At 67.4% G+C, this 17,914-nt stretch carries 21 protein-coding genes; 14 read left to right on the top strand and 7 right to left on the bottom strand.

Translation table 11 applies throughout. The features are described from left to right. Positions 1-21 precede the first annotated feature (21 nt). On the top strand, positions 22-516 hold the full coding sequence (locus QGN31_RS13825) for a macro domain-containing protein (RefSeq protein ID WP_179293464.1): 495 nt from the start codon (positions 22-24) through the stop codon (positions 514-516). Here QGN31_RS13825 and QGN31_RS13820 read toward each other — a convergent pair. After that, positions 513-818 carry an MTH1187 family thiamine-binding protein gene (locus QGN31_RS13820; protein ID WP_136245345.1) on the bottom strand — a complete coding sequence of 102 codons (306 nt, stop codon included), beginning with the start codon at positions 816-818 and terminating at the stop codon, positions 513-515. The genes QGN31_RS13825 and QGN31_RS13820 overlap by 4 nt on opposite strands. A gap of 52 nt (positions 819-870) precedes the next feature. Between QGN31_RS13820 and dtd the strand changes: the two genes are divergently transcribed. Further along, positions 871-1,302 carry a D-aminoacyl-tRNA deacylase gene (dtd, locus tag QGN31_RS13815; RefSeq protein ID WP_136245344.1) on the top strand — a complete coding sequence of 144 codons (432 nt, stop codon included), beginning with the start codon at positions 871-873 and terminating at the stop codon, positions 1,300-1,302. Between the two features lie 16 nt (positions 1,303-1,318). Beyond that, complete coding sequence (locus tag QGN31_RS13810; protein ID WP_136245343.1) at positions 1,319-2,230, top strand: class I SAM-dependent methyltransferase; 912 nt, start codon at positions 1,319-1,321, stop codon at positions 2,228-2,230. A gap of 4 nt (positions 2,231-2,234) precedes the next feature. On the opposite strand, the gene QGN31_RS13805 is transcribed toward QGN31_RS13810, so the two are convergent. Both QGN31_RS13805 and QGN31_RS13800 read right to left on the bottom strand, forming a co-directional pair. Next, positions 2,235-3,260: an alcohol dehydrogenase catalytic domain-containing protein gene (locus QGN31_RS13805; RefSeq protein WP_036459054.1), complete on the bottom strand. Its 1,026-nt coding sequence runs from the start codon at positions 3,258-3,260 to the stop codon at positions 2,235-2,237. A gap of 10 nt (positions 3,261-3,270) precedes the next feature. Continuing rightward, positions 3,271-5,220 (bottom strand): flavin-containing monooxygenase, encoded by a 1,950-nt coding sequence (locus QGN31_RS13800; RefSeq protein ID WP_202348989.1) that lies wholly within the window; start codon positions 5,218-5,220, stop codon positions 3,271-3,273. A gap of 252 nt (positions 5,221-5,472) precedes the next feature. Between QGN31_RS13800 and QGN31_RS13795 the strand changes: the two genes are divergently transcribed. Continuing rightward, a complete protein-coding gene (locus QGN31_RS13795; RefSeq protein WP_014384719.1) occupies positions 5,473-6,603 on the top strand; it encodes a nitronate monooxygenase in 1,131 nt (376 codons plus the stop codon). Positions 6,604-6,629: 26 nt separating this feature from the next. Here the strand turns inward: QGN31_RS13795 and QGN31_RS13790 are convergent, their stop codons facing one another. From QGN31_RS13790 to QGN31_RS13780, 3 genes are all read right to left on the bottom strand, one after another. Further along, positions 6,630-6,851: an Rv1893 family protein gene (locus QGN31_RS13790; protein WP_008256834.1), complete on the bottom strand. Its 222-nt coding sequence runs from the start codon at positions 6,849-6,851 to the stop codon at positions 6,630-6,632. Positions 6,852-6,928: 77 nt separating this feature from the next. Beyond that, complete coding sequence (locus QGN31_RS13785; protein WP_008256835.1) at positions 6,929-7,219, bottom strand: hypothetical protein; 291 nt, start codon at positions 7,217-7,219, stop codon at positions 6,929-6,931. An 11-nt stretch (positions 7,220-7,230) separates the two neighbouring features. Then, positions 7,231-7,635: a hypothetical protein gene (locus QGN31_RS13780; RefSeq protein WP_008256836.1), complete on the bottom strand. Its 405-nt coding sequence runs from the start codon at positions 7,633-7,635 to the stop codon at positions 7,231-7,233. A gap of 245 nt (positions 7,636-7,880) precedes the next feature. On the opposite strand from QGN31_RS13780, the gene QGN31_RS13775 reads away from it, so the two are divergent. The 3 genes from QGN31_RS13775 to QGN31_RS13765 are packed head-to-tail and all read left to right on the top strand — an operon-like array spanning position 7,881 to position 10,763. After that, on the top strand, positions 7,881-9,167 hold the full coding sequence (locus QGN31_RS13775; protein WP_014382588.1) for a cytochrome P450: 1,287 nt from the start codon (positions 7,881-7,883) through the stop codon (positions 9,165-9,167). Positions 9,168-9,176: 9 nt separating this feature from the next. Further along, complete coding sequence (locus tag QGN31_RS13770; RefSeq protein WP_014382589.1) at positions 9,177-10,190, top strand: alcohol dehydrogenase; 1,014 nt, start codon at positions 9,177-9,179, stop codon at positions 10,188-10,190. A gap of 12 nt (positions 10,191-10,202) precedes the next feature. After that, a complete protein-coding gene (locus QGN31_RS13765; RefSeq protein WP_009956806.1) occupies positions 10,203-10,763 on the top strand; it encodes a YceI family protein in 561 nt (186 codons plus the stop codon). Between the two features lie 19 nt (positions 10,764-10,782). Here the strand turns inward: QGN31_RS13765 and QGN31_RS13760 are convergent, their stop codons facing one another. Then, the gene (locus QGN31_RS13760; protein ID WP_036459056.1) at positions 10,783-11,919 is read right to left on the bottom strand and encodes a DUF7159 family protein; all 1,137 of its coding nucleotides are present in this window, start codon (positions 11,917-11,919) and stop codon (positions 10,783-10,785) included. A gap of 626 nt (positions 11,920-12,545) precedes the next feature. On the opposite strand from QGN31_RS13760, the gene ag85B reads away from it, so the two are divergent. The 7 genes from ag85B to QGN31_RS13725 all read left to right on the top strand — a co-directional run bounded on the left by ag85B (position 12,546) and on the right by QGN31_RS13725 (position 17,914). Next, positions 12,546-13,538 (top strand): diacylglycerol acyltransferase/mycolyltransferase Ag85B, encoded by a 993-nt coding sequence (gene ag85B, locus QGN31_RS13755; RefSeq protein ID WP_009952996.1) that lies wholly within the window; start codon positions 12,546-12,548, stop codon positions 13,536-13,538. A 90-nt stretch (positions 13,539-13,628) separates the two neighbouring features. After that, the gene (locus QGN31_RS13750) at positions 13,629-14,213 is read left to right on the top strand and encodes a chorismate mutase (RefSeq protein WP_051444558.1); all 585 of its coding nucleotides are present in this window, start codon (positions 13,629-13,631) and stop codon (positions 14,211-14,213) included. A 105-nt stretch (positions 14,214-14,318) separates the two neighbouring features. After that, positions 14,319-14,756: a resuscitation-promoting factor RpfC gene (gene rpfC, locus QGN31_RS13745; RefSeq protein WP_036459058.1), complete on the top strand. Its 438-nt coding sequence runs from the start codon at positions 14,319-14,321 to the stop codon at positions 14,754-14,756. 35 nt (positions 14,757-14,791) lie between these two features. Continuing rightward, positions 14,792-15,271 (top strand): SRPBCC family protein, encoded by a 480-nt coding sequence (locus QGN31_RS13740; protein ID WP_170320593.1) that lies wholly within the window; start codon positions 14,792-14,794, stop codon positions 15,269-15,271. Then, positions 15,268-16,101 carry an SDR family oxidoreductase gene (locus QGN31_RS13735; RefSeq protein WP_036459059.1) on the top strand — a complete coding sequence of 278 codons (834 nt, stop codon included), beginning with the start codon at positions 15,268-15,270 and terminating at the stop codon, positions 16,099-16,101. Before QGN31_RS13740 ends, QGN31_RS13735 begins: the two co-directional genes overlap by 4 nt. A 12-nt stretch (positions 16,102-16,113) precedes the next feature. Continuing rightward, entirely contained in the window at positions 16,114-16,536 is a 423-nt protein-coding gene (locus QGN31_RS13730; RefSeq protein ID WP_008256850.1) for a lipoprotein LpqH, read from the top strand. 55 nt (positions 16,537-16,591) lie between these two features. After that, positions 16,592-17,914 (top strand): cytochrome P450, encoded by a 1,323-nt coding sequence (locus tag QGN31_RS13725; RefSeq protein ID WP_014382594.1) that lies wholly within the window; start codon positions 16,592-16,594, stop codon positions 17,912-17,914.

Below are 17,914 nucleotides of genomic sequence, written 5' to 3'. Positions count from 1 at the left end.
GGCCTGCGGGACAATGAGCCGATGATCGAGTTAGAGGTGCTTGCGGCCGACGTGACCAAGCTCGACGTGGACGCGATCGCCAACGCCGCCAACACGCAGCTGCGGCACGGTGGCGGCGTCGCCGCGGCCATCTCGCGCGCGGGCGGGCCCGACGTGCAGCGCGAATCGACCGAGAAGGCGCCGATCGGGCTCGGCGAAGCGATCGAGACCACCGCCGGCGACATGCCCGCGCGCTACGTCATCCACGCGGCGACCATGGAACTCGGTGGGCCGACCTCGGCCGAGATCATCGGCGCCGCCACGGCTTCGACATTGCGCAAGGCCGACGAGCTCGGCTGCCGCACGCTGGGGCTGGTGGCCTTCGGCACCGGTGTCGGCGGGTTCCCGCTCGACCAGGCCGCCCGGCTGATGGTCGACACCGTCCGGCGGCACCAGCCGGACTCGCTGCGCAAGGTGGTGTTCGCCGTGCACGGCGACGCGGCGGAGCAAGCGTTTCGGGCCGCGCTGCGGGCCTAGCTCTCGGAAAGGTAGCGCTCGACGGAGGCAACCTTCTGCGTCATAGCGTCGCTGGCCCCGGTGCGCCAATCGGCCTTGATCACCGTGCTCACCCGCGGCGCCCGGGCCGCCACGGCCTCGACGGCGCGCTGCACCACCGCCATGACCTGCTCCCACGTGTCGCCCTCGATCACCGTGAACATCGAGTCGGTCTTGTTGGGCAGGCTGGACTCGCGAACCACCCGAACCGCCTCGGCGACGATCTCGCCTACACCCTCGCCCACCCCCATCGGGGTGACGGAAAACGCGACGAGCACGGACACCCTGTCGAGCGTACCCACCCCCGCCCCGGCCGGTCTGGCACCATCGAGGCCCATGCGGGTGTTGGTGCAACGGGTCTCGTCGGCGACGGTGACGGTCGACGGCGCGGTGGTGGGAGCGATCCGGTCGGATGGCCAAGGGCTGTTGGCATTCGTCGGCGTCACCCACACCGACGATCGCGACAAGGCCCGCCGGCTCGCCGAAAAGCTCTGGAACCTAAGGATCCTCGCCGAGGAGCGGTCCGCGGCCGACGCACGAGCCCCCATCCTGGTCATCAGTCAGTTCACCCTGTACGCCGACACCGCCAAGGGCCGGCGCCCGTCGTGGAATGCGGCCGCCCCCGGGCCGGTGGCCGAGCCGCTGGTGGCGGAGTTCGCCGCGACGCTGCAGCGGCTGGGCGCCGAGGTACAGACCGGGGTGTTCGGCGCGAACATGCAGGTCGAGTTGGTCAACGACGGCCCGGTCACGGTGCTGCTCGAACTCTGAAGGGTACGTTGGCCCCGTGGGCACGACACCTGAATTCGGATCGCTCCGCTCCGACGACGACAACTGGGACATCGTCAGCAGCGTCGGCTACACCGCGCTGCTCGTGGCGGGATGGCGTGCCCTGCACGCCGTGGGCCCGCAGCCGCTGGTGCGCGACGAATACGCGAAGGTCTTCATCGCCGCCTCGCGGGACCCGTATCTGGCGGGGGTGCTTGCGAACCCGGGCAGCACCGAGGACGAGACGGCCTTTCCGCGGCTGTATGGCGTGCAGACCCGGTTCTTCGACGACTTCTTCGTCGGCGCCGGCCAGGCGGGCATACGCCAGGCGGTGATCGTCGCCGCCGGCCTGGATTCGCGGGCGTTCCGCCTTGAATGGCCCGACGGCACAAGGGTCTTCGAGGTCGACTTGCCGAAGGTCCTCGAGTTCAAGGCGCGTGTGCTCGACGAGCAGGGTGCCGCGCCGAAGGCGAACCGGATCGAGGTCGCCGCCGATCTGCGCACCGACTGGTCGCGGCCCTTAGAGGCGGCCGGGTTCGATGTCGAGAGCCCGAGCGCCTGGTCGGTGGAGGGGTTGCTGCCCTACCTGACCGACGAGGCGCAACACGCGCTGTTCACCCGGATCAGCGGGCTCAGCGCGCCGGGCAGCCGGATCGCGATCGGCGCGCTGGGGTCGCGGCTGGACCATGACCAGCTCCACGCCTTGGAGGCGGATCACCCGGGGGTCAACGTGTCGGGCAACGTTGACTTTTCGGCTCTGACGTACGAACCGCAATCCGATCCCGCGGAGTGGCTGACCGCGCACGGGTGGGCCGTCGAACCCGTCCGCAACACGCTCGATTTGCAAGCCGGTTACGGCATGACCCCACCGGAGGTCGACGTCAAGATCGACAGTTTCATGCGGTCCCAATACATCACCGCCACCCGGTGAAGGCCTAGGGCTGCAACAGGATCTTCACATCGTCGCCGGAGCGCGATTCCGCGGTCGCATAGCCCTTGGCCGCGTCGTCCAAAGGCATTGTCGTGGTGAAGATGCCGTCGACATCGAGGCGGCCGGACTGCAGCAGCGGGATCAATTCCGGCCAGGTTCGCTGCACCGGCGCGGTGGTCATCCGCAACGTGATGCTGCGGATCAGGCAGCCCAGCGCGTTGAGCGGAAACGGATTCATGTCGTGCACACCGACGACCGAGACGGTTCCGCCCGCCCGGACGGCGTTGAGCGCCTCGGTCAGGGATGCGTCGGTGGCGACGGCGTCGATCACCGCGTCGACGCCGCGGCCGCCAGTGGCGGCGAGGATCTCCTCGAGCGCCGGCGCCTTGACGGGCGTCGCCCCCCACCGCGCGGCGCGCTGTAACCGGCCGTCGACCTGATCGACGGCGAAAACCGTTGCCGCGCCCTGAAAAAGCGCGCTGCGCAGCGAGCACAGGCCGACCGCTCCGAGGCCGATCACCGCCACGGTCCCGCCGAACGGAATGTCGGCGCGCTGTGCCGCGGCCCAGCCGGTGGCGAGATTGTCGGTGAGTAGCAGCGCCTGCTCGGTGCTGATGCCCTCGGGCATCTTCAGGAGCTGGAAATCGGCGGCGGGCACCGCGAGCAGATCGGCCTGCGCGCCACCGAGCACTCCACCGCCGAAGATCTGAAAGCCGGAGTGGCACATGACCGGATCGCGGGTGGCGCACCCCGCGCACGCGCCGCAGCCGGCGACCGACGACACCATGACCCGATCGCCGACCTTGACGTTGCGCACCTGCGGCCCGGCGTCCACCACCGTGCCGATGGCTTCGTGGCCGAGCGCGATGGGATCGGGCATCGGGAAGTCGGCCTCGTAGAAGTGCAGATCCGAGCCGCAGATTCCGGCGGCGGTCACCTCGACGATCGCTCCGTCCGGGCCCGGCAGCGTTGGGTCGGGGCGGGTGTCGACCCGGATGCTGCGGGGCCCATCGACGACTACCGTGCGCATATCGGTGTGCTCACTTCCCTTGTCGCGCTTGATCTTTCTGGCGCACTACAAATTGTGGCCAGTCTGGTTCACGCACCGCCGACCAGTACTCGTTGAGGCGCCACGGGCTGACGGTGTGAATCTCGCCGTCGGCGTTCTTGAAATACGAGTGCTTGACCGCCGGGTGTGACCACACCATCTTTTTGATCTGGGTCTGCGTCCGCCGGTGCCAGTCCGTGGCGGCGTCGGGTTTCGGCTCGACCGAGTGCACATCGGCGTCGGCCAGGCGCGCCAGGCATTGGTCGATGTAGCGCATCTGCAGCTCGGACTGGAAGATCAGGCTGCCCCCGTGGGCCAGGTGGGTTCCGGGCCCGTAGACGATGAAGAAGTTCGGGAACTGCGGGACGGTGATCCCGAGGTAGGCATACGGCCTGCTCCCCCACATCTTGTGCAGGTCGACGCCGTTGCGGCCGGTGATCTTCAGCGGCCACAGCACGTCGGTGTGCCGGAACCCCGTTGCGTAGACGATGACGTCGACGTCGTGCGCCACTCCGTCTTCGGTGACGATGCCCTGCGGCGTGATCCGGTCGATCGGTGTGCGCACCAACTCGACGTTGTCGCGCTGCAGCGTTTTCAGCCAGCTGCCGTTGTCCTGCAGCGTGCGCTTGCCGCAGGCGGGATAGTCCGGCAACACCTTGGCCAACAACGGCGAGTCTTCGCCGACCTGGCTGGTGATCCACTGGGAGAACATCATGTGCGCGCCGGCGTTGATGTCGCTGACGGCGTGGTCCTGATCGGCGTAGTTCGGGTCGCCCTCGGCGGCGTCGAGGCCCTTGTCCGAGCCGGGCCATAGCACCAGGAAGCGATACCACCGGCCGTAGAACGGCAGGTGGCGCATCGCCCAGCGCACACCGTCGCCGACCTCGTCGTGATACATCGGGTTCGGGAACATCCACTGCGCGGTCCGCTGGAACACCGTCAGGCGCTCGACCTCCTCGGCGATGGCGGGCGCGATCTGGAACCCGCTGGCGCCTGCGCCGACGAGCGCGACCCGCTTGCCTTTGAGGTCCACCGAGTGATCCCAGGCCGCCGAGTGAAACGACGGGCCCCGGAAAGTCTGTGCTCCGGCGAATTCGGGAATGTTGGGCCTGTTCAGCTGGCCCACCGCCGTGATGAGCGCGCGTGCGCGCAGGGTCGACCTGCGGCCGTCGGCCGATCGCAGCGACACGGTCCAGGTGCCGTCGTCGTCGTCCCATTCGGCCGCGAGAACCTCGGTCTGCCAACGTATCCGGTCGGCCAGGTCGTGTTCGTCGATGACCTTGGTGAAATAGTCCTGCAGCTCGTTTTGCTCGGCGAAGAAATGGGTCCAGTCGTTGTTGGGTGCGAAGCTGTAGCAATAGAAATGGTTCGCGACGTCGACACGGGCGCCGGGATAGCGGTTCTCCCACCATGTTCCGCCCGGGCCGGCGTTCTTCTCGACGATGGTGAACGGAATGTTGGCCTGCTTGAGGCGCACGCCGGCAAGGATGCCGGATTCGCCGCACCCGACGACCAGAACCGGAAGCTGCGCCGCGCGCTCTGCCGGCAACGCGGCCGGCCGCCGGGGGTCGACCCCGTCGAGGTCCAGTTCTTCGGAAACCAGGGACAGATAGTCGTCGGGAACGTGCTCACACGCCGCCCAATCCATCATTTCCCTGATGAGCTCCGGGCTCAGCGGCGCCGGTTCGGGGCAGCCGCGATCCCGATACTCGGTGATCACCGTCAGCGCCTCGGCGCGGGCCCGCGCCTTGTCCTCCTCCGACATGAACCCCTGGACCTCGTTGAGGAAGATGCCCATCTGCTTGTAGTCGCGGATGAATCGGGGGTCGCCGGTGATGTGGACGAGGGAGAGCAGCAGCGTCGGGATGCTGACATCCTCTAGGGCGGCGGCGATCTCGGGCGTGGACGTGGTGAAGGGATCGCCGGCGTAGCGGCTGCGCATCAAGCCGATCCTCTCGGTGGTTTGGAAGCCAATTACGCTACGCGTAGTTTCGTAATTGGCAGCACTACGCTACCCGGTCGCTCGGTGCGGGATCAAGGGATCAAAGGCGGTGGCAGGCCGAACGGCGTCGCGGCCCGCTCGGCGGCGACGGCCCGTAGTGATGGGGCGCAGCTCAGGACCCGCTGGCCACGTCAGTGACGTCCGTACTAAACTAGAACACGTTCCAATTCGGCGAGCATCCCAGGAGTTGTAATGCACACCCCTATTTGCGACGAACTCGGCATCGAGTTCCCGATCTTCGCCTTTACCCACTGCCGCGACGTCGTCGTGGCGGTCAGCAAGGCCGGGGGGTTCGGCGTGCTCGGGGCCGTCGGCTTCACGCCTGAGCAGCTCGAGATCGAGCTCAAATGGATCGACGAGAACATCGGCGACCACCCCTACGGCGTCGACATCGTCATCCCCAACAAGTACGAGGGCATGGACTCGCACCTGTCCGCGGAGGAGCTGGCCGAGACGCTGCGCAAGATGGTGCCCCAGGAGCACCTTGACTTCGGGAAGAAGATCCTCGCCGACCACGGCGTGCCGGTCGAGGACAGCGACGGCGACACCCTGCAGCTGCTCGGCTGGACCGAGGCGACGGCCACACCCCAGGTCGAGGTGGCGCTCAAGCACCCGAAGGTGAAGATGATCGCCAACGCGCTGGGCACCCCGCCGGCCGACATGATCAAGCACATCCACGAGGCCGGACTCAAGGTGGCCGCGCTGTGCGGCTCCCCCTCGCAGGCCCGCAAGCACGCGGACGCGGGCGTCGACATCATCATCGCGCAGGGCGGCGAGGCCGGCGGGCACTGCGGCGAGGTGGGCTCGATCGTGCTGTGGCCGCAGGTCGTCAAGGAGGTCGCCCCGGTTCCGGTGCTGGCCGCCGGCGGCATCGGCAGCGGCGAGCAGATCGCGGCCGCGCTGGCGCTGGGCGCACAGGGCGCGTGGACCGGATCGCAGTGGCTGATGGTCGAGGAATCCTCGAACACCCCGGTCCAGCAGGAGGCCTACGTCAAGGCGGGCAGCCGCGACACCGTCCGCAGCCGGTCGTTCACCGGCAAGCCGGCCCGCATGCTGCGCAACGACTGGACCGAGGCGTGGGAGGCCCCGGAGAACCCGAAGCCCCTCGGAATGCCGTTGCAATACATGGTGTCCGGCATGGCGGTTCGTGCCACGAACAGGTACCCGAACGAATCCGTCGATGTCGCGTTCAACCCGGTCGGTCAGGTCGTCGGGCAGTTTACCAAGGTGGAGAAGACGTCGACGGTCATCGAGCGCTGGGTGCAGGAGTACCTGGAAGCGACCAACAGGCTCGACGAGCTCAACGAGGCCGCCTCCGTCTGACGGCGGGGCTTGCCCGGCCGGCGGGGCTAGACGTCGTCGACGTCCTGCCGGCCGGTGAACACTTCCTTCGTCCGGTCCAGGGCGTACGTGCCGATGTCGATGGAATTCTGAACGATTCCGCTGGCACCGCCGGCAAGGTCACCCCGGATGATGTCGCTGGCGTGCTCGACGATGTCGGAGGCTTTCTCGACGGCGTTGGTCGCGATGTCCCTCGCCGCGTCGACCGCATCTTTGGGATTGAAGGCCACTCGAGTCTCCTTTGTCGCAGGTTCGTTGCCCTGAACTCTAGACGGGACGAGGCCCCATTTCTCGGCGGCGGTGGGCTTCAGTAGTGCACGAGGGTGCGCCAGTAGTCTTCGGGAATTTCGGCCCCCGAGCGCAGTATTCGGGCCAGACCGATGGCCATCGCGATGCCCAGCAGCCCCAACCACAGCCCTGCCACCGCGATGACGCCCCACAACACGGCGGTGACCGCGGGCCACGGCGAAAACACGGCCAGCACGGGCGCGAAGAAGAATCCGGTGCCGATGTACCACGCCGACCCGGCGCGATCCGAGGCCAGGACGAAACGCAGCCAGCGTGGCACGGGCGACGCGCCTTGCTCACCACGCTTCATTGTCGTACCGATCAGTCGGAGGGCGGGAAAAACCCTGCGCCGGTAAACCATCCGGGCTGCCATCCCTGCTCCCCCAGGCACAGCATGGGAAGCCCGTCCGGAGTCTGCGCCGCCGCTTGCGAGCCCGGGCATTTCGCGCCGGTCTGCTGGACCCCGTAGAGCGGATAGGAAGCGACCCAGTACCCGGTGGTGGCCGCCGGGAACTGGTTCGGCGGCGGGAAGTGACAGGCCTCGGCCTGGCCGCTGGGCCCTCGTCCGAAGATGAAGCGCTCGTAGTTGTCGCACGGGGCGCCCAGCGAAGCTTGATAATTCATGCCCGGGACGTCGCCGTCGTAATGCGGGTCGGCCGCCGCGCACGGCGCCATGCCGATCGTGATGCCCGCTATCGAAGCGGCGCTCAGCAATTCCCGAATCATGTTCCACCCCGCCTGTCGTCGCCGGTGACCTGCACCAAAGCATATCGGTCGAGCCGCGGGCCACAAGACGGTTTCGGCGCTCGGCCGCGATCCCCGCCGGCGCACGACCGTGGCCGACAAAGCGCACCCGCGGAACACGTTCCAATTCGCCCCCGACGATCTTGCGTCAATGCTTCCCAACCGTGGTCCGGCAATGGTTTCCTTGCACAAGGACGCCTAGACGACTTCGTATCGAGGAGTGCGCCATGTCAACCGTCGAGCCCAGCACCAAGCCGGTCCCCAATCTGCCTCCAGGCTTCGACTTCACCGATCCGGACATCCACGCCGAGCGATTGCCGGTCGAAGAACTGGCCGAGCTGCGCCGCACGGCGCCGATCTGGTGGAACGAACAACCGATCGGTGCCGGCGGGTTCGACGACGGCGGCTTCTGGGTGGTGTCCAAGCACAAGGACGTCAAAGAGGTCTCGCTGCGCAGTGACGTGTTCTCCAGCCTGCAGAAGACCGCGCTGCCGCGCTACAAGGACGGCACGGTCGGCGAGCAGATCGAGCGCGGCAAGTTCGTCCTGCTCAACATGGATGCGCCGCAGCACACCCGGCTGCGCAAGATCATTTCGCGGGCGTTTACGCCCCGGGCCATCGAGCGCCTGCGCGAAGACCTCGCCGAGCGGGCCCGCCACATCGTCGAGCAAGCGGCCGCCGAGGGCCGCGGCGACTTCGTCGAGCAGGTGTCGTGTGAACTGCCGCTGCAGGCCATCGCCGGGTTGATGGGTGTGCCGCAGGAAGAACGCAAGAAACTGTTCCACTGGTCCAACGAGATGGTCGGCGACCAGGACCCCGAATTCGCCAACAACGACGCCATCACCGCCTCGGTCGAACTCATCATGTACGGCATGCAGATGGCGGCCGAGCGGACGAAGAATCCGGGGGAAGACCTCGTCACCAAGCTGGTCCAGGCCGACATCGACGGGCACAAGCTTTCCGACGATGAATTCGGCTTTTTCGTGATCCTGTTGGCGGTGGCCGGAAACGAGACCACCCGCAACTCCATCACCCAGGGCATGATGGCCTTCACCGACTTTCCCGACCAATGGGAGCTGTTCAAGAAGGAGCGCCCCGGCACCGCCGCCGACGAGATCGTCCGGTGGGCCACCCCGGTCACCTCGTTTCAGCGCACCGCGCTCGAGGACTACGAACTGTCCGGTGTGCGGATCAAAAAGGGTCAGCGGGTCGTAATGGTCTACCGCTCAGCCAATTTCGACGAGGACGTCTTCGACGATCCGTTCACGTTCAACATCCTGCGCGATCCCAACCCGCACGTCGGGTTCGGCGGAACCGGCGCCCACTACTGCATCGGGGCGAACCTGGCACGCATGACGATCGACCTGATGTTCAACGCGATCGCCGACGGCATCCCCGACCTCGAGTCCATCGGCAAGCCCGAACGCCTGCGGTCGGGCTGGCTCAACGGGATCAAGCACTGGCAGGTGGACTACCACACCGATGGCAAAGCGAAAGCCCCTGCCGCGCACTAAGCTAAGCCGATGCCCAAACATCAAGCTGTCCGGATCCAGTCCGCAGGCGGCCCCCTAGAGCTGGCCGAAGTCGAAACCCAACCACCCGGCCGCGACGAGGTACGACTGACGGTCGGCGCGTGCGGGATCTGTGGCACCGACGCGCACTTCGTCAACGGGGGGTTCCCGGGCATCTCGTGGCCCCTGACGCCCGGACATGAGATCGCGGGCAAGGTCGCCGAAGTCGGTGACGGCGTGCAGGATTTCGCGATCGGCGATCGCGTCGCGGTCGGTTGGTTCGGCGGTTGCTGCTACCGCTGCGATCAATGCCGCAAGGGCCTCTTCATTCACTGCGCGAACGGGAAGGTGCCGAGCTGGCAGTATCCCGGCGGATACGCGGAATCGGTGACCGTCCCGGTGAGCGCCCTGGCCCGGATACCGGCCGAGCTCTCCGACGCCGAAGCCGCCCCCATGGGGTGTGCCGGCGTCACCACCTACAACGCGTTGCGTCACACGAAAGCCTTGCCCGGCGATCGCGTGGCGATACTGGGCGTCGGTGGCCTGGGCCACCTCGGCGTGCAGTTCGCCCGGGCGATGGGCTTCGAGACCATCGCGATCAACCGCGGCAGCGGCAAGGCCGATGACGCCCGGAAACTGGGCGCCCATCACTACATCGATTCCACCGCCAACGATCCCGCCGAAGCGCTGAAGGACTTGGGCGGCGCGACCGTCGTCCTGGCCACCGCGGGCAATTCGAAGGCGATGGCCGCCACCGTCGGCGGCATCGTCCCGCAAGGTGAACTGGTCACCATCGGCGTCACGCCCGAGCCGCTGCCGATCAGCCCCGTACAGCTGATCACCCCCGGCGTCAGCATCGTCGGGCATCCCTCCGGTACGGCCAAAGACGTCGAGGACACCATGCATTTCGCGGTCCTGTCCGGCGTTCGGGCGTGGATCGAGGAGTTACCGCTGGCGCAGGCGGCCGACGGCTATGCGGCGCTGGAGCAGGGGCGAGCGCATTACCGCACCGTCTTGACCATGTGACAGCGTCGGTCCGTGACTTCTGAGAAGGGCGCGACGTGGACGATCGGCCCGCCCGACGGTGAACTGTTGCTCCACACCGGTGTTGCCGGGCGAGCGGCGCGGATGGGCCACCGCCTCACCATCGTGATGTCGCGCTGGCGTGCCACCGTGAATTGGGCGGGTTCGCGACCCGTCAGCGCCGAACTTGCGGTCGATGTCGGTTCCTTCGCCGTGGTGAACGCCGAGGGCGGCATCAAAGGGCTGTCCGCGACAGAGAAGGCGCAGGTGCGCTCCAATGCATTGAAGTCGTTGGACGCCAAGCGATTTCCCGAGATTCGCTACAGTGCGGATGTCATCGAGCGGGCCGGCGACGGGTACCGGCTCACCGGCACGCTCGAGATCCATGGCACCTCGCGAGACCACGTCGTCGACGTGCGCACCGAAGATCTCGGAAACGCGTGGCGCATATCGGGTGAAACCGCCGTCCGGCAAACCGATTACGGCGTCAAGCCCTACTCGCTGCTGATGGGCTCGGTCCAGGTCGCCGACGACGTGTCATTGACGTTTACCGCGGTTCACGCCAAGGACGGGTGAACAAAACTTCCGGGCGAAATCAGGGCTGCCCGCCCGCCGCGCGCGGCGCCGAATCGGCCGCGTCGCCCGCGTCCCCGGGAATGTGCTCGAGCACGCGGGTCAAGTAGGGCTGCCCGTTACCCGGATCCGGCTGCCGATCGCCACCGACGCCCGGTTGCTCTTCCGGCGCGGCCGGCTCGGCAGCGGGCTCGCCGGCGGCGGGCGGCTGGGCGGGTCGTTTGACCGGTGGGGGCGCCGGAAGCGGCGCGACGGCCGGGGCCGCCTCGGCGGCCTGGGGCGTGGACGGGTGGGTGGTGTGCTTGGACGCGGGCGCGCTGGCCGGGCCCACGTGGATCCCCACCGCCAGCGACACCGAGCCGACGAACGTGACCGCACCGGCGGCCAACGCCGTGAGGGCCCCGGCGTACGACAGGTGCCGCTGTCGTGCCGGCGCTGAGGAAATGGGTTCGCTGTGGTGCGCCACCAGCTGGTCGTCGGTGAACTCGGTGCTGCGGGCCGCGGACAGCGCCGCGCCCCGTGCGATCGTCACCTGGGCCATCGATTGCACGAAAACCGGTACCGGCAAGGCCTTTTCGAGTTGCCATGAGAAACCGTCGATGTCGCGGTGTGCGCCGACGACGACAACCCCGCCGGGTTGCCATCCGTCGCGGTCGAACATGCCGGTCAGCCACCGGGTCAGGCCGTCGAGGCCGCCGCGCACCTGCTTGGTCGCCGTCTGGGTCTCGCCGTCCTGGGTGTCGACCATGACGACGGTCGTGGCGTCATGGTCGAGAATGCAGACCGCGGTCTGTTCGTAACCGATGACGGGTGCGATGGCCTGCGCCAGGGTCTCGATGGCCTCGAGGAACCGGACCGGCACGACGTTGTCGAAACCCGCGTCGGTCAACGCCTCCAGCACCAGCGCCGCCTGAGCGGCTGCGTCGTCGTTCCAGGTCACCCCGATGACGCGAAGTCGTTGATCGCTCGCGGCCGCCGCCGTGTCGACCCGCAAGACCTCGTCGACGACTTGCTCCGCGGTGTTCACGGCGCGGACACCCCGGCCGGCGCGCAGCGCCAACTCCTGGTGATCCAGGATGGTGCCGTCTGCGCCGTGTCCCTCAGCGAGGACCCAGCCGACGGCGGTCGGCGTCACTGACAGGCCAAGTACCGTGTCCAAATCTATGCCCCAATCGGTCCCGCGCCTCGGCTCCCAGACGCACCGACGCGCACCATCAAACCGCTGGTGCGGAGGTTCGTGAGGGCCGGAACAGACACGGGATAGCGTGGTCTTCATCGGCTTGCTTCGACAGAGCCTACGCGGTCGGCGCAAACCGGGCGGCGCCGGTCCACATCGCCTCGCGACACGCCGATAATCCCAATTGGGTTGATCGGATGGGGACGCCGCGCCGTTCTCATCGGATATGCACACAATTCCGGTGTCGCTGTGCACCCGATGCCCGATTCAGACGGTCGACGGCGCGACACGCACCGCCGCTGACCGTCCGCCGAAAGCGCATCTGGGTCGATCGGGCGCGCGCTGTGTCTATCGCGCGGTCTCAAGGGCTTTCGGCGCTGCGCACACCGGAGGCCGCCGGCCGGCGACTTTTGCGGCGGCTCGGTTAGGCGGACGCCGAGCGGGTACTCGCCGATGGTCGCCGCTCGGAACCCCGGGTGGCGAAATTGCGAGGTAAAAGCGATACGAAACCGAGACGCGTCCGCGTCCCAATCGACATTTGACGGACTTACACGGTAAATTCCTGTGAGACCGCGATCACATTCGATCACATCCGACAAGGGGCAGGTATGACAGATCTGAGCGAGAAGGTCCGGGCCTGGGGGCGCCGACTTGTGGTCGGTGCAGCCGCGGCTGCAACGCTGCCGGGCCTGATCGGTATTGCCGGCGGCGCGGCGACCGCGAATGCGTTTTCGCGTCCGGGCCTGCCCGTCGAGTACCTGCAAGTGCCGTCCGCTGGAATGGGTCGCGACATCAAGGTCCAGTTCCAAAGCGGTGGCAACGGCTCCCCCGCGGTCTATCTGCTGGACGGGCTGCGGGCTCAAGACGACTACAACGGCTGGGACATCAACACCCCGGCGTTCGAGTGGTACTACCAGTCGGGTCTGTCGGTCATCATGCCGGTCGGCGGTCAGTCCAGCTTCTACGCCGACTGGTACCAGCCCGCGTGCGGGAAGGCCGGCTGCTCGACCTATAAGTGGGAGACCTTCCTGACCAGCGAACTGCCGCAGTACCTGGCCTCGAACAAGGGCGTCAAGTCCACCGGCAGCGCCGCGGTCGGCATCTCGATGTCCGGCTCCTCGGCGATGATCCTGGCCGTGAACCACCCCAACCAGTTCGTCTACGCCGGATCGCTCTCCGCGCTGCTGGACCCGTCCCAGGGCATGGGCCCCTCGCTGATCGGCTTGGCGATGGGAGATGCCGGCGGTTACAAGGCGGACGCCATGTGGGGCCCGTCGAGCGACCCGGCCTGGCAGCGCAACGACCCCAGCCTGCAAATCCCGGCGCTGGTCGGTAACAACACCCGGCTCTGGGTGTACTGCGGTAACGGGACACCGTCGGAGCTGGGCGGGGCGAACATGCCTGCCGAGTTCCTGGAGAACTTCGTGCGCAGCAGCAACCTGAAGTTCCAGGACGCGTACAACGCGGCCGGCGGCCACAACGCCGTGTTCAACTTCAACGCCAACGGAACACACAGCTGGGAGTACTGGGGAGCCCAGCTCAACGCCATGAAGCCCGACCTGCAGAGCGCGCTGGGCGCTTCCTCGGGCGGCGGCGGATAACCCTATTCACCTGACGCCACTACTGCGCTTGACGACACGTCAGGCGCAGTAGTGCGTTAAGGGGCGGCGATTCACGCCAGAATCGTCGCTATGCCCCGCAGCGCGCGCCCGCACCGAGTCCGTCTCGTTCCCCTGTGTGTCGCCGTGGTCGGCGCCCTTGCGGTGTGGTCGGCGCCGGCCCGCGCCGACGACGCGAATCGCCTGACCCCGTTGGTCGACGCCGCCGCGCAACGGCTACAGGTTGCCGACCCGGTGGCCGCCTATAAATGGAACACCCACGGGGCAATTGAGGACCCCGTTCGCGTCCGGCAGGAATTGGCAAAGCTCGACGACGACGCCGTCGCCGCACGCATCGACCGCGACTACATCACCCGGGTCTTCGGTGACCAGATCGGCGCGACCGAGGCCATCGAATACGGCCGGTTCGCGGATTGGAAACTCAATCCGGGTGACGCCCCGGCCGACTCCCCGGACCTCGCGGCCTCGCGGTCGACGATCGACGGCCTCAACCAGGCGATGCTGGCGCAGATATCGGCCAACTGGGACGTGCTGCACTCGCCGGCGTGCGCGGGCCAGCTCGACGCCGCCAGGGGCGCCGTCGTCGCGAGTCGTCGGCTCGACGGCCTCTACCGACGCGCCCTCTGGTCAGCGACGCAATCGTATTGCCAGCAATAATTTAATTTTTCCTCACCATTTCCTAACCGTCGAATTTGGCCTGGCGATAACGCGATTTCCGCAGATAGAAGGCATATCTCGCGCCATTTTCGAATAGGTAACGCTTTGGCCACACGCGCCGAAAACCTTGACATGAAGAATCTCTGCAAGCTTCTCGTCAAGTCCGTAGCGGTCGGCGGGTTCGTTGCAGCATCGATGGCTTCGTCCACGGGTGTGGTGAGCGCGGACGCCGCTCCCAACTGGGACGCGATCGCTCAATGCGAATCCGGCGGCAACTGGCACGCCAACACCGGAAACGGCAATTACGGTGGACTGCAATTCAAGCCGGCCACCTGGGCGCGTTACGGCGGCGTCGGCAACCCGGCGGCCGCCTCCAGGGAGCAGCAAATCGCCGTGGCCAACCGGGTTTTCGCGGAAGAGGGCGTGGAGCCCTGGCCGAAGTGCGGTGCGCAGTCCGGCTTGCCGATCGGTTGGTACTCGCACCCGGCGCAGGGCATCAAGCAGATCATCAACGGGTTGATCCAGGCGGCCGTCCCGCACTGATGACACGCCCGCGTGGTCTATGACCCGGCACCAAGCTGTGTTTGGATCAGCCCATGGAAGGTTCGGCGACTGTTCACATGGCGGCGCCCGCGGCCAAGATCTGGGATCTCATCGCGGACGTGCGCAACACCGGACGGTTTTCCCCGGAAGTTTTCGAGGCCGAGTGGCTGGGCGATGCGACCGGCCCGGCCCTCGGCGCGAAATTCCGCGGCCACGTCCGGCGCAATGAAATGGGACCCGTGTATTGGACGACCTGCAAGGTCACCGCGTGCGATCCGGGCCGCGAATTCGGCTTCACCGTGCTGCTCGGTGATCGGGAGGTCAACAACTGGCACTATCGCTTGGCGCCCAGCGGCGGCGGGACCGACGTCACCGAGTCGTTTCGGCTCAACCCCGCGCCCTGGCTGGGCGTGTACTGGTTGTTCGGCGGATTTCTGCGCAAGCGCCGCAACATCCGCGACATGACCAAGACGCTGAACCGCATCAAAGACGTGGTCGAGGCCGACGCGTCGTGAAATCGGTCTTCATCACCGGCGCCGGCAGCGGCATGGGCCGCGAAGGCGCAAAGCTGTTCCACGCCAAGGGCTGGCGGGTGGGCGCGGTGGACCGCAACGACGACGGCCTGACCACGCTGCAGCAAGAATTGGGCGGCGACCGGCTGTGGACCCGCGCCGTCGACGTGACGGACAAGGCGGCCCTGGACGGCGCCCTGGCCGACTTCTGCTCCGGCAACGCCGGCGGCGGCCTCGACATGATGTGGAACAACGCCGGCGTCGGCGAATCCGGGTGGTTCGAGGACGTGCCGTATGACGCCGCGATGCGCCTCGTCGATGTGAACTACAAAGCGGTGCTGACCGGCGCCTACGGCGCGCTGCCTTACCTGAAGAAAACCCCCGGCAGCCTGATGTTTTCGACGTCGTCCTCGTCCGCGACTTACGGCATGCCCCGCCTCGCGGTCTACTCGTCGACCAAGCACGCGGTCAAGGGCCTGACCGAGGCGCTCAGCGTGGAATGGCAGCGGCACGGGGTGCGCGTCGCCGACGTGCTGCCCGGTCTGATCGACACCGCCATCCTCACCACGACGACCAACCACTCCGGCGACGGCGCCGCGCCGAGAACCGCCGAGGAGTTGCGCGCCACCGCCCCCAAAAGAGGCCCGCTGCGGCTGATGCCGGCCAGCAGCGTCGCCGAAACCGCGTGGCAGGCCTACCACCATCAGAAGCGGCTGCATTGGTATGTGCCCAAAAGCATTCGCCTGATTGACTTCTTCAAGGGCCTGAGCCCCGAACTCGTGCGACGCAGTATCGTCAAGGCCCTACCCGCGCTAGCGCCGAAGCGGCAGTAAGGAGGTCGGCTGGTGCAAAACCGCTTGCCCACAGTCGCTTTGATCCTGGCGGCGGTCGTCGTCGGCGTGGCGGGGTGCAGCGCGGCGCAGACGACGCCCCGCCGCGCCGCCCGCCTGACCATCGACGGCGCCACACATACGACACGTCCCCCCGCGTGCCGGCAAGACCAGATGTACCGGACCATCAAGATTCCGGACCACGACGGCGGCGTCGAGGCGGTGATGCTGCTCAGTGGCTACCGGGTCATGCCGCAGTGGGTGAAGATCCGCAACGTCGACGGCTTCACCGGCAGCTTTTGGCAAGGCGGCGTGGGAGACGCGCATGTCGACCTCGCCCATGACGCGTACACCATCACCGGCAGCGCGTACGGCATCAACAGCAGCAATCCCAACAAGGTGGTGACCACCGAATTCAAAATCGTCGCGGAGTGCTGACTCCCCCGATGCGCGCGGCCTACGCTCGTAGCGACACCTGAGCGAGGGAGGGCCGGTGAAGGAACGACTGCACTGGTTCGCGATGCACGGCTTCATCCGCGGCGCCGCGGCGTACGGCGCGCGCCGGGGTGACGTCCAGGCCCGGTTGATCGCCGATCCGGCGGTGGCGGCCGATCCGGTGCGCTTCTACGACGAGGTCCGGGCCCGGGGCAAACTGGTGAAGGGCCGCGTCGCCTACCTGACCGCCGATCACGCGCTCGCCCACGAGCTGTTGCGGTCCGACGACTTCCGGGTGGTGATCTTCGGATCGAATCTGCCCGCGCCCTTGCGATGGCTCGAGCGCCGCACCCGCGACGACCTCCTGCACCCCCTGCGTGCCCCTTCCTTGCTGGCCGTCGAGCCCCCCGACCACACCCGCTACCGCAAGACCGTGTCGGCGGTGTTCACGCCCAGGGCGGTCGCCGCCCTGCGTGAGCGCGTCGAGCAGACGGCCGCCGACCTGCTGGAGCGGTTGACCGGTGAGTCCGGCGTCGTCGACATCGTCGGGCGCTACTGCGCGCAACTTCCGGTCTCGATCATCAGCGAGATCCTCGGCGTTCCCGAGTCGGATCGGCCGCGGGTCCTGGAATTCGGTGAGCTGGCCGCGCCGAGCCTGGACATCGGGTTGCCGTGGCGGCAGTACCGCAGCGTGCAGGACGGGATCGCCGGCTTCAGTTCCTGGCTCGCCGAACACCTGCAGCGGCTGCGCCGGGAACCCAGCGACAACGTGATGAGCCAGCTGATCCAGACCGCCGAAAGTGGCTCCGCGGAGACCTATCTCAACGAAAACGAGCTTCAGGCGATCGCCGGACTGGTGTTGGCGGCGGGCTTTGAGACCACCGTGAACCTGCTCGGCAACGGGATTCGCACGCTGTTGGACGCGCCCGAGCACCTCGACGCGCTACGGCGACGACCGGAGCTGTGGCCCAACGCCGTCGAGGAGATCCTGCGGCTGGAATCGCCGGTGCAGCTGACCGCCCGGATGGCGCGGGGCGATGTCGAGATCGCGGGGCACCAGGTCGCCCGAGGCGACCTGGTGCTGGTGTACCTGGCCGCCGCCAACCGGGATCCGGCGGTGTTCAGCGACCCACACCGCTTCGACATCGAAAGACCAAACGCCGGGCGGCATCTCGCCTTTTCCGGTGGCCGGCACTTCTGTCTCGGGGCGGCGTTGGCACGCGCCGAGGGCGAAGTCGGGCTGCGGACGTTCTTCGACCGCTTCCCCGAGGTGCGCGCGGCAGGCGCCGGCAGCCGGCGCGAGACCCGCGTGCTGCGGGGATGGTCGTCGCTGCCGGTGGCGCTCGGGCCGGCCCGGTCGATGGCCGCCGCCGAAAGCTGA

Origin of the sequence: Mycobacterium sp. 2-64, assembly GCF_035918375.1 — a bacterium.
Lineage (GTDB): Bacteria > Actinomycetota > Actinomycetes > Mycobacteriales > Mycobacteriaceae > Mycobacterium > Mycobacterium intracellulare.
Note: the sequence above shows the minus strand (reverse complement) of the source record. Positions and strands in the feature narration are given on the sequence as shown.

What these genes read in the sequence shown, in the direction of transcription:
- QGN31_RS13825 (WP_179293464.1), top strand. Translation starts at nt 22, where the DNA reads ATGATCGAGTTAGAGGTGCTTGCGGCCGACGTGACCAAGCTCGACGTG.
- dtd (WP_136245344.1), top strand. Translation starts at nt 871, where the DNA reads ATGCGGGTGTTGGTGCAACGGGTCTCGTCGGCGACGGTGACGGTCGAC.
- QGN31_RS13805 (WP_036459054.1), bottom strand. Translation starts at nt 3,260, where the DNA reads ATGCGCACGGTAGTCGTCGATGGGCCCCGCAGCATCCGGGTCGACACC.
- QGN31_RS13800 (WP_202348989.1), bottom strand. Translation starts at nt 5,220, where the DNA reads ATGCGCAGCCGCTACGCCGGCGATCCCTTCACCACGTCCACGCCCGAG.
- QGN31_RS13795 (WP_014384719.1), top strand. Translation starts at nt 5,473, where the DNA reads ATGCACACCCCTATTTGCGACGAACTCGGCATCGAGTTCCCGATCTTC.
- QGN31_RS13785 (WP_008256835.1), bottom strand. Translation starts at nt 7,219, where the DNA reads ATGAAGCGTGGTGAGCAAGGCGCGTCGCCCGTGCCACGCTGGCTGCGT.
- QGN31_RS13780 (WP_008256836.1), bottom strand. Translation starts at nt 7,635, where the DNA reads ATGATTCGGGAATTGCTGAGCGCCGCTTCGATAGCGGGCATCACGATC.
- QGN31_RS13775 (WP_014382588.1), top strand. Translation starts at nt 7,881, where the DNA reads ATGTCAACCGTCGAGCCCAGCACCAAGCCGGTCCCCAATCTGCCTCCA.
- QGN31_RS13770 (WP_014382589.1), top strand. Translation starts at nt 9,177, where the DNA reads ATGCCCAAACATCAAGCTGTCCGGATCCAGTCCGCAGGCGGCCCCCTA.
- ag85B (WP_009952996.1), top strand. Translation starts at nt 12,546, where the DNA reads ATGACAGATCTGAGCGAGAAGGTCCGGGCCTGGGGGCGCCGACTTGTG.
- QGN31_RS13750 (WP_051444558.1), top strand. Translation starts at nt 13,629, where the DNA reads ATGCCCCGCAGCGCGCGCCCGCACCGAGTCCGTCTCGTTCCCCTGTGT.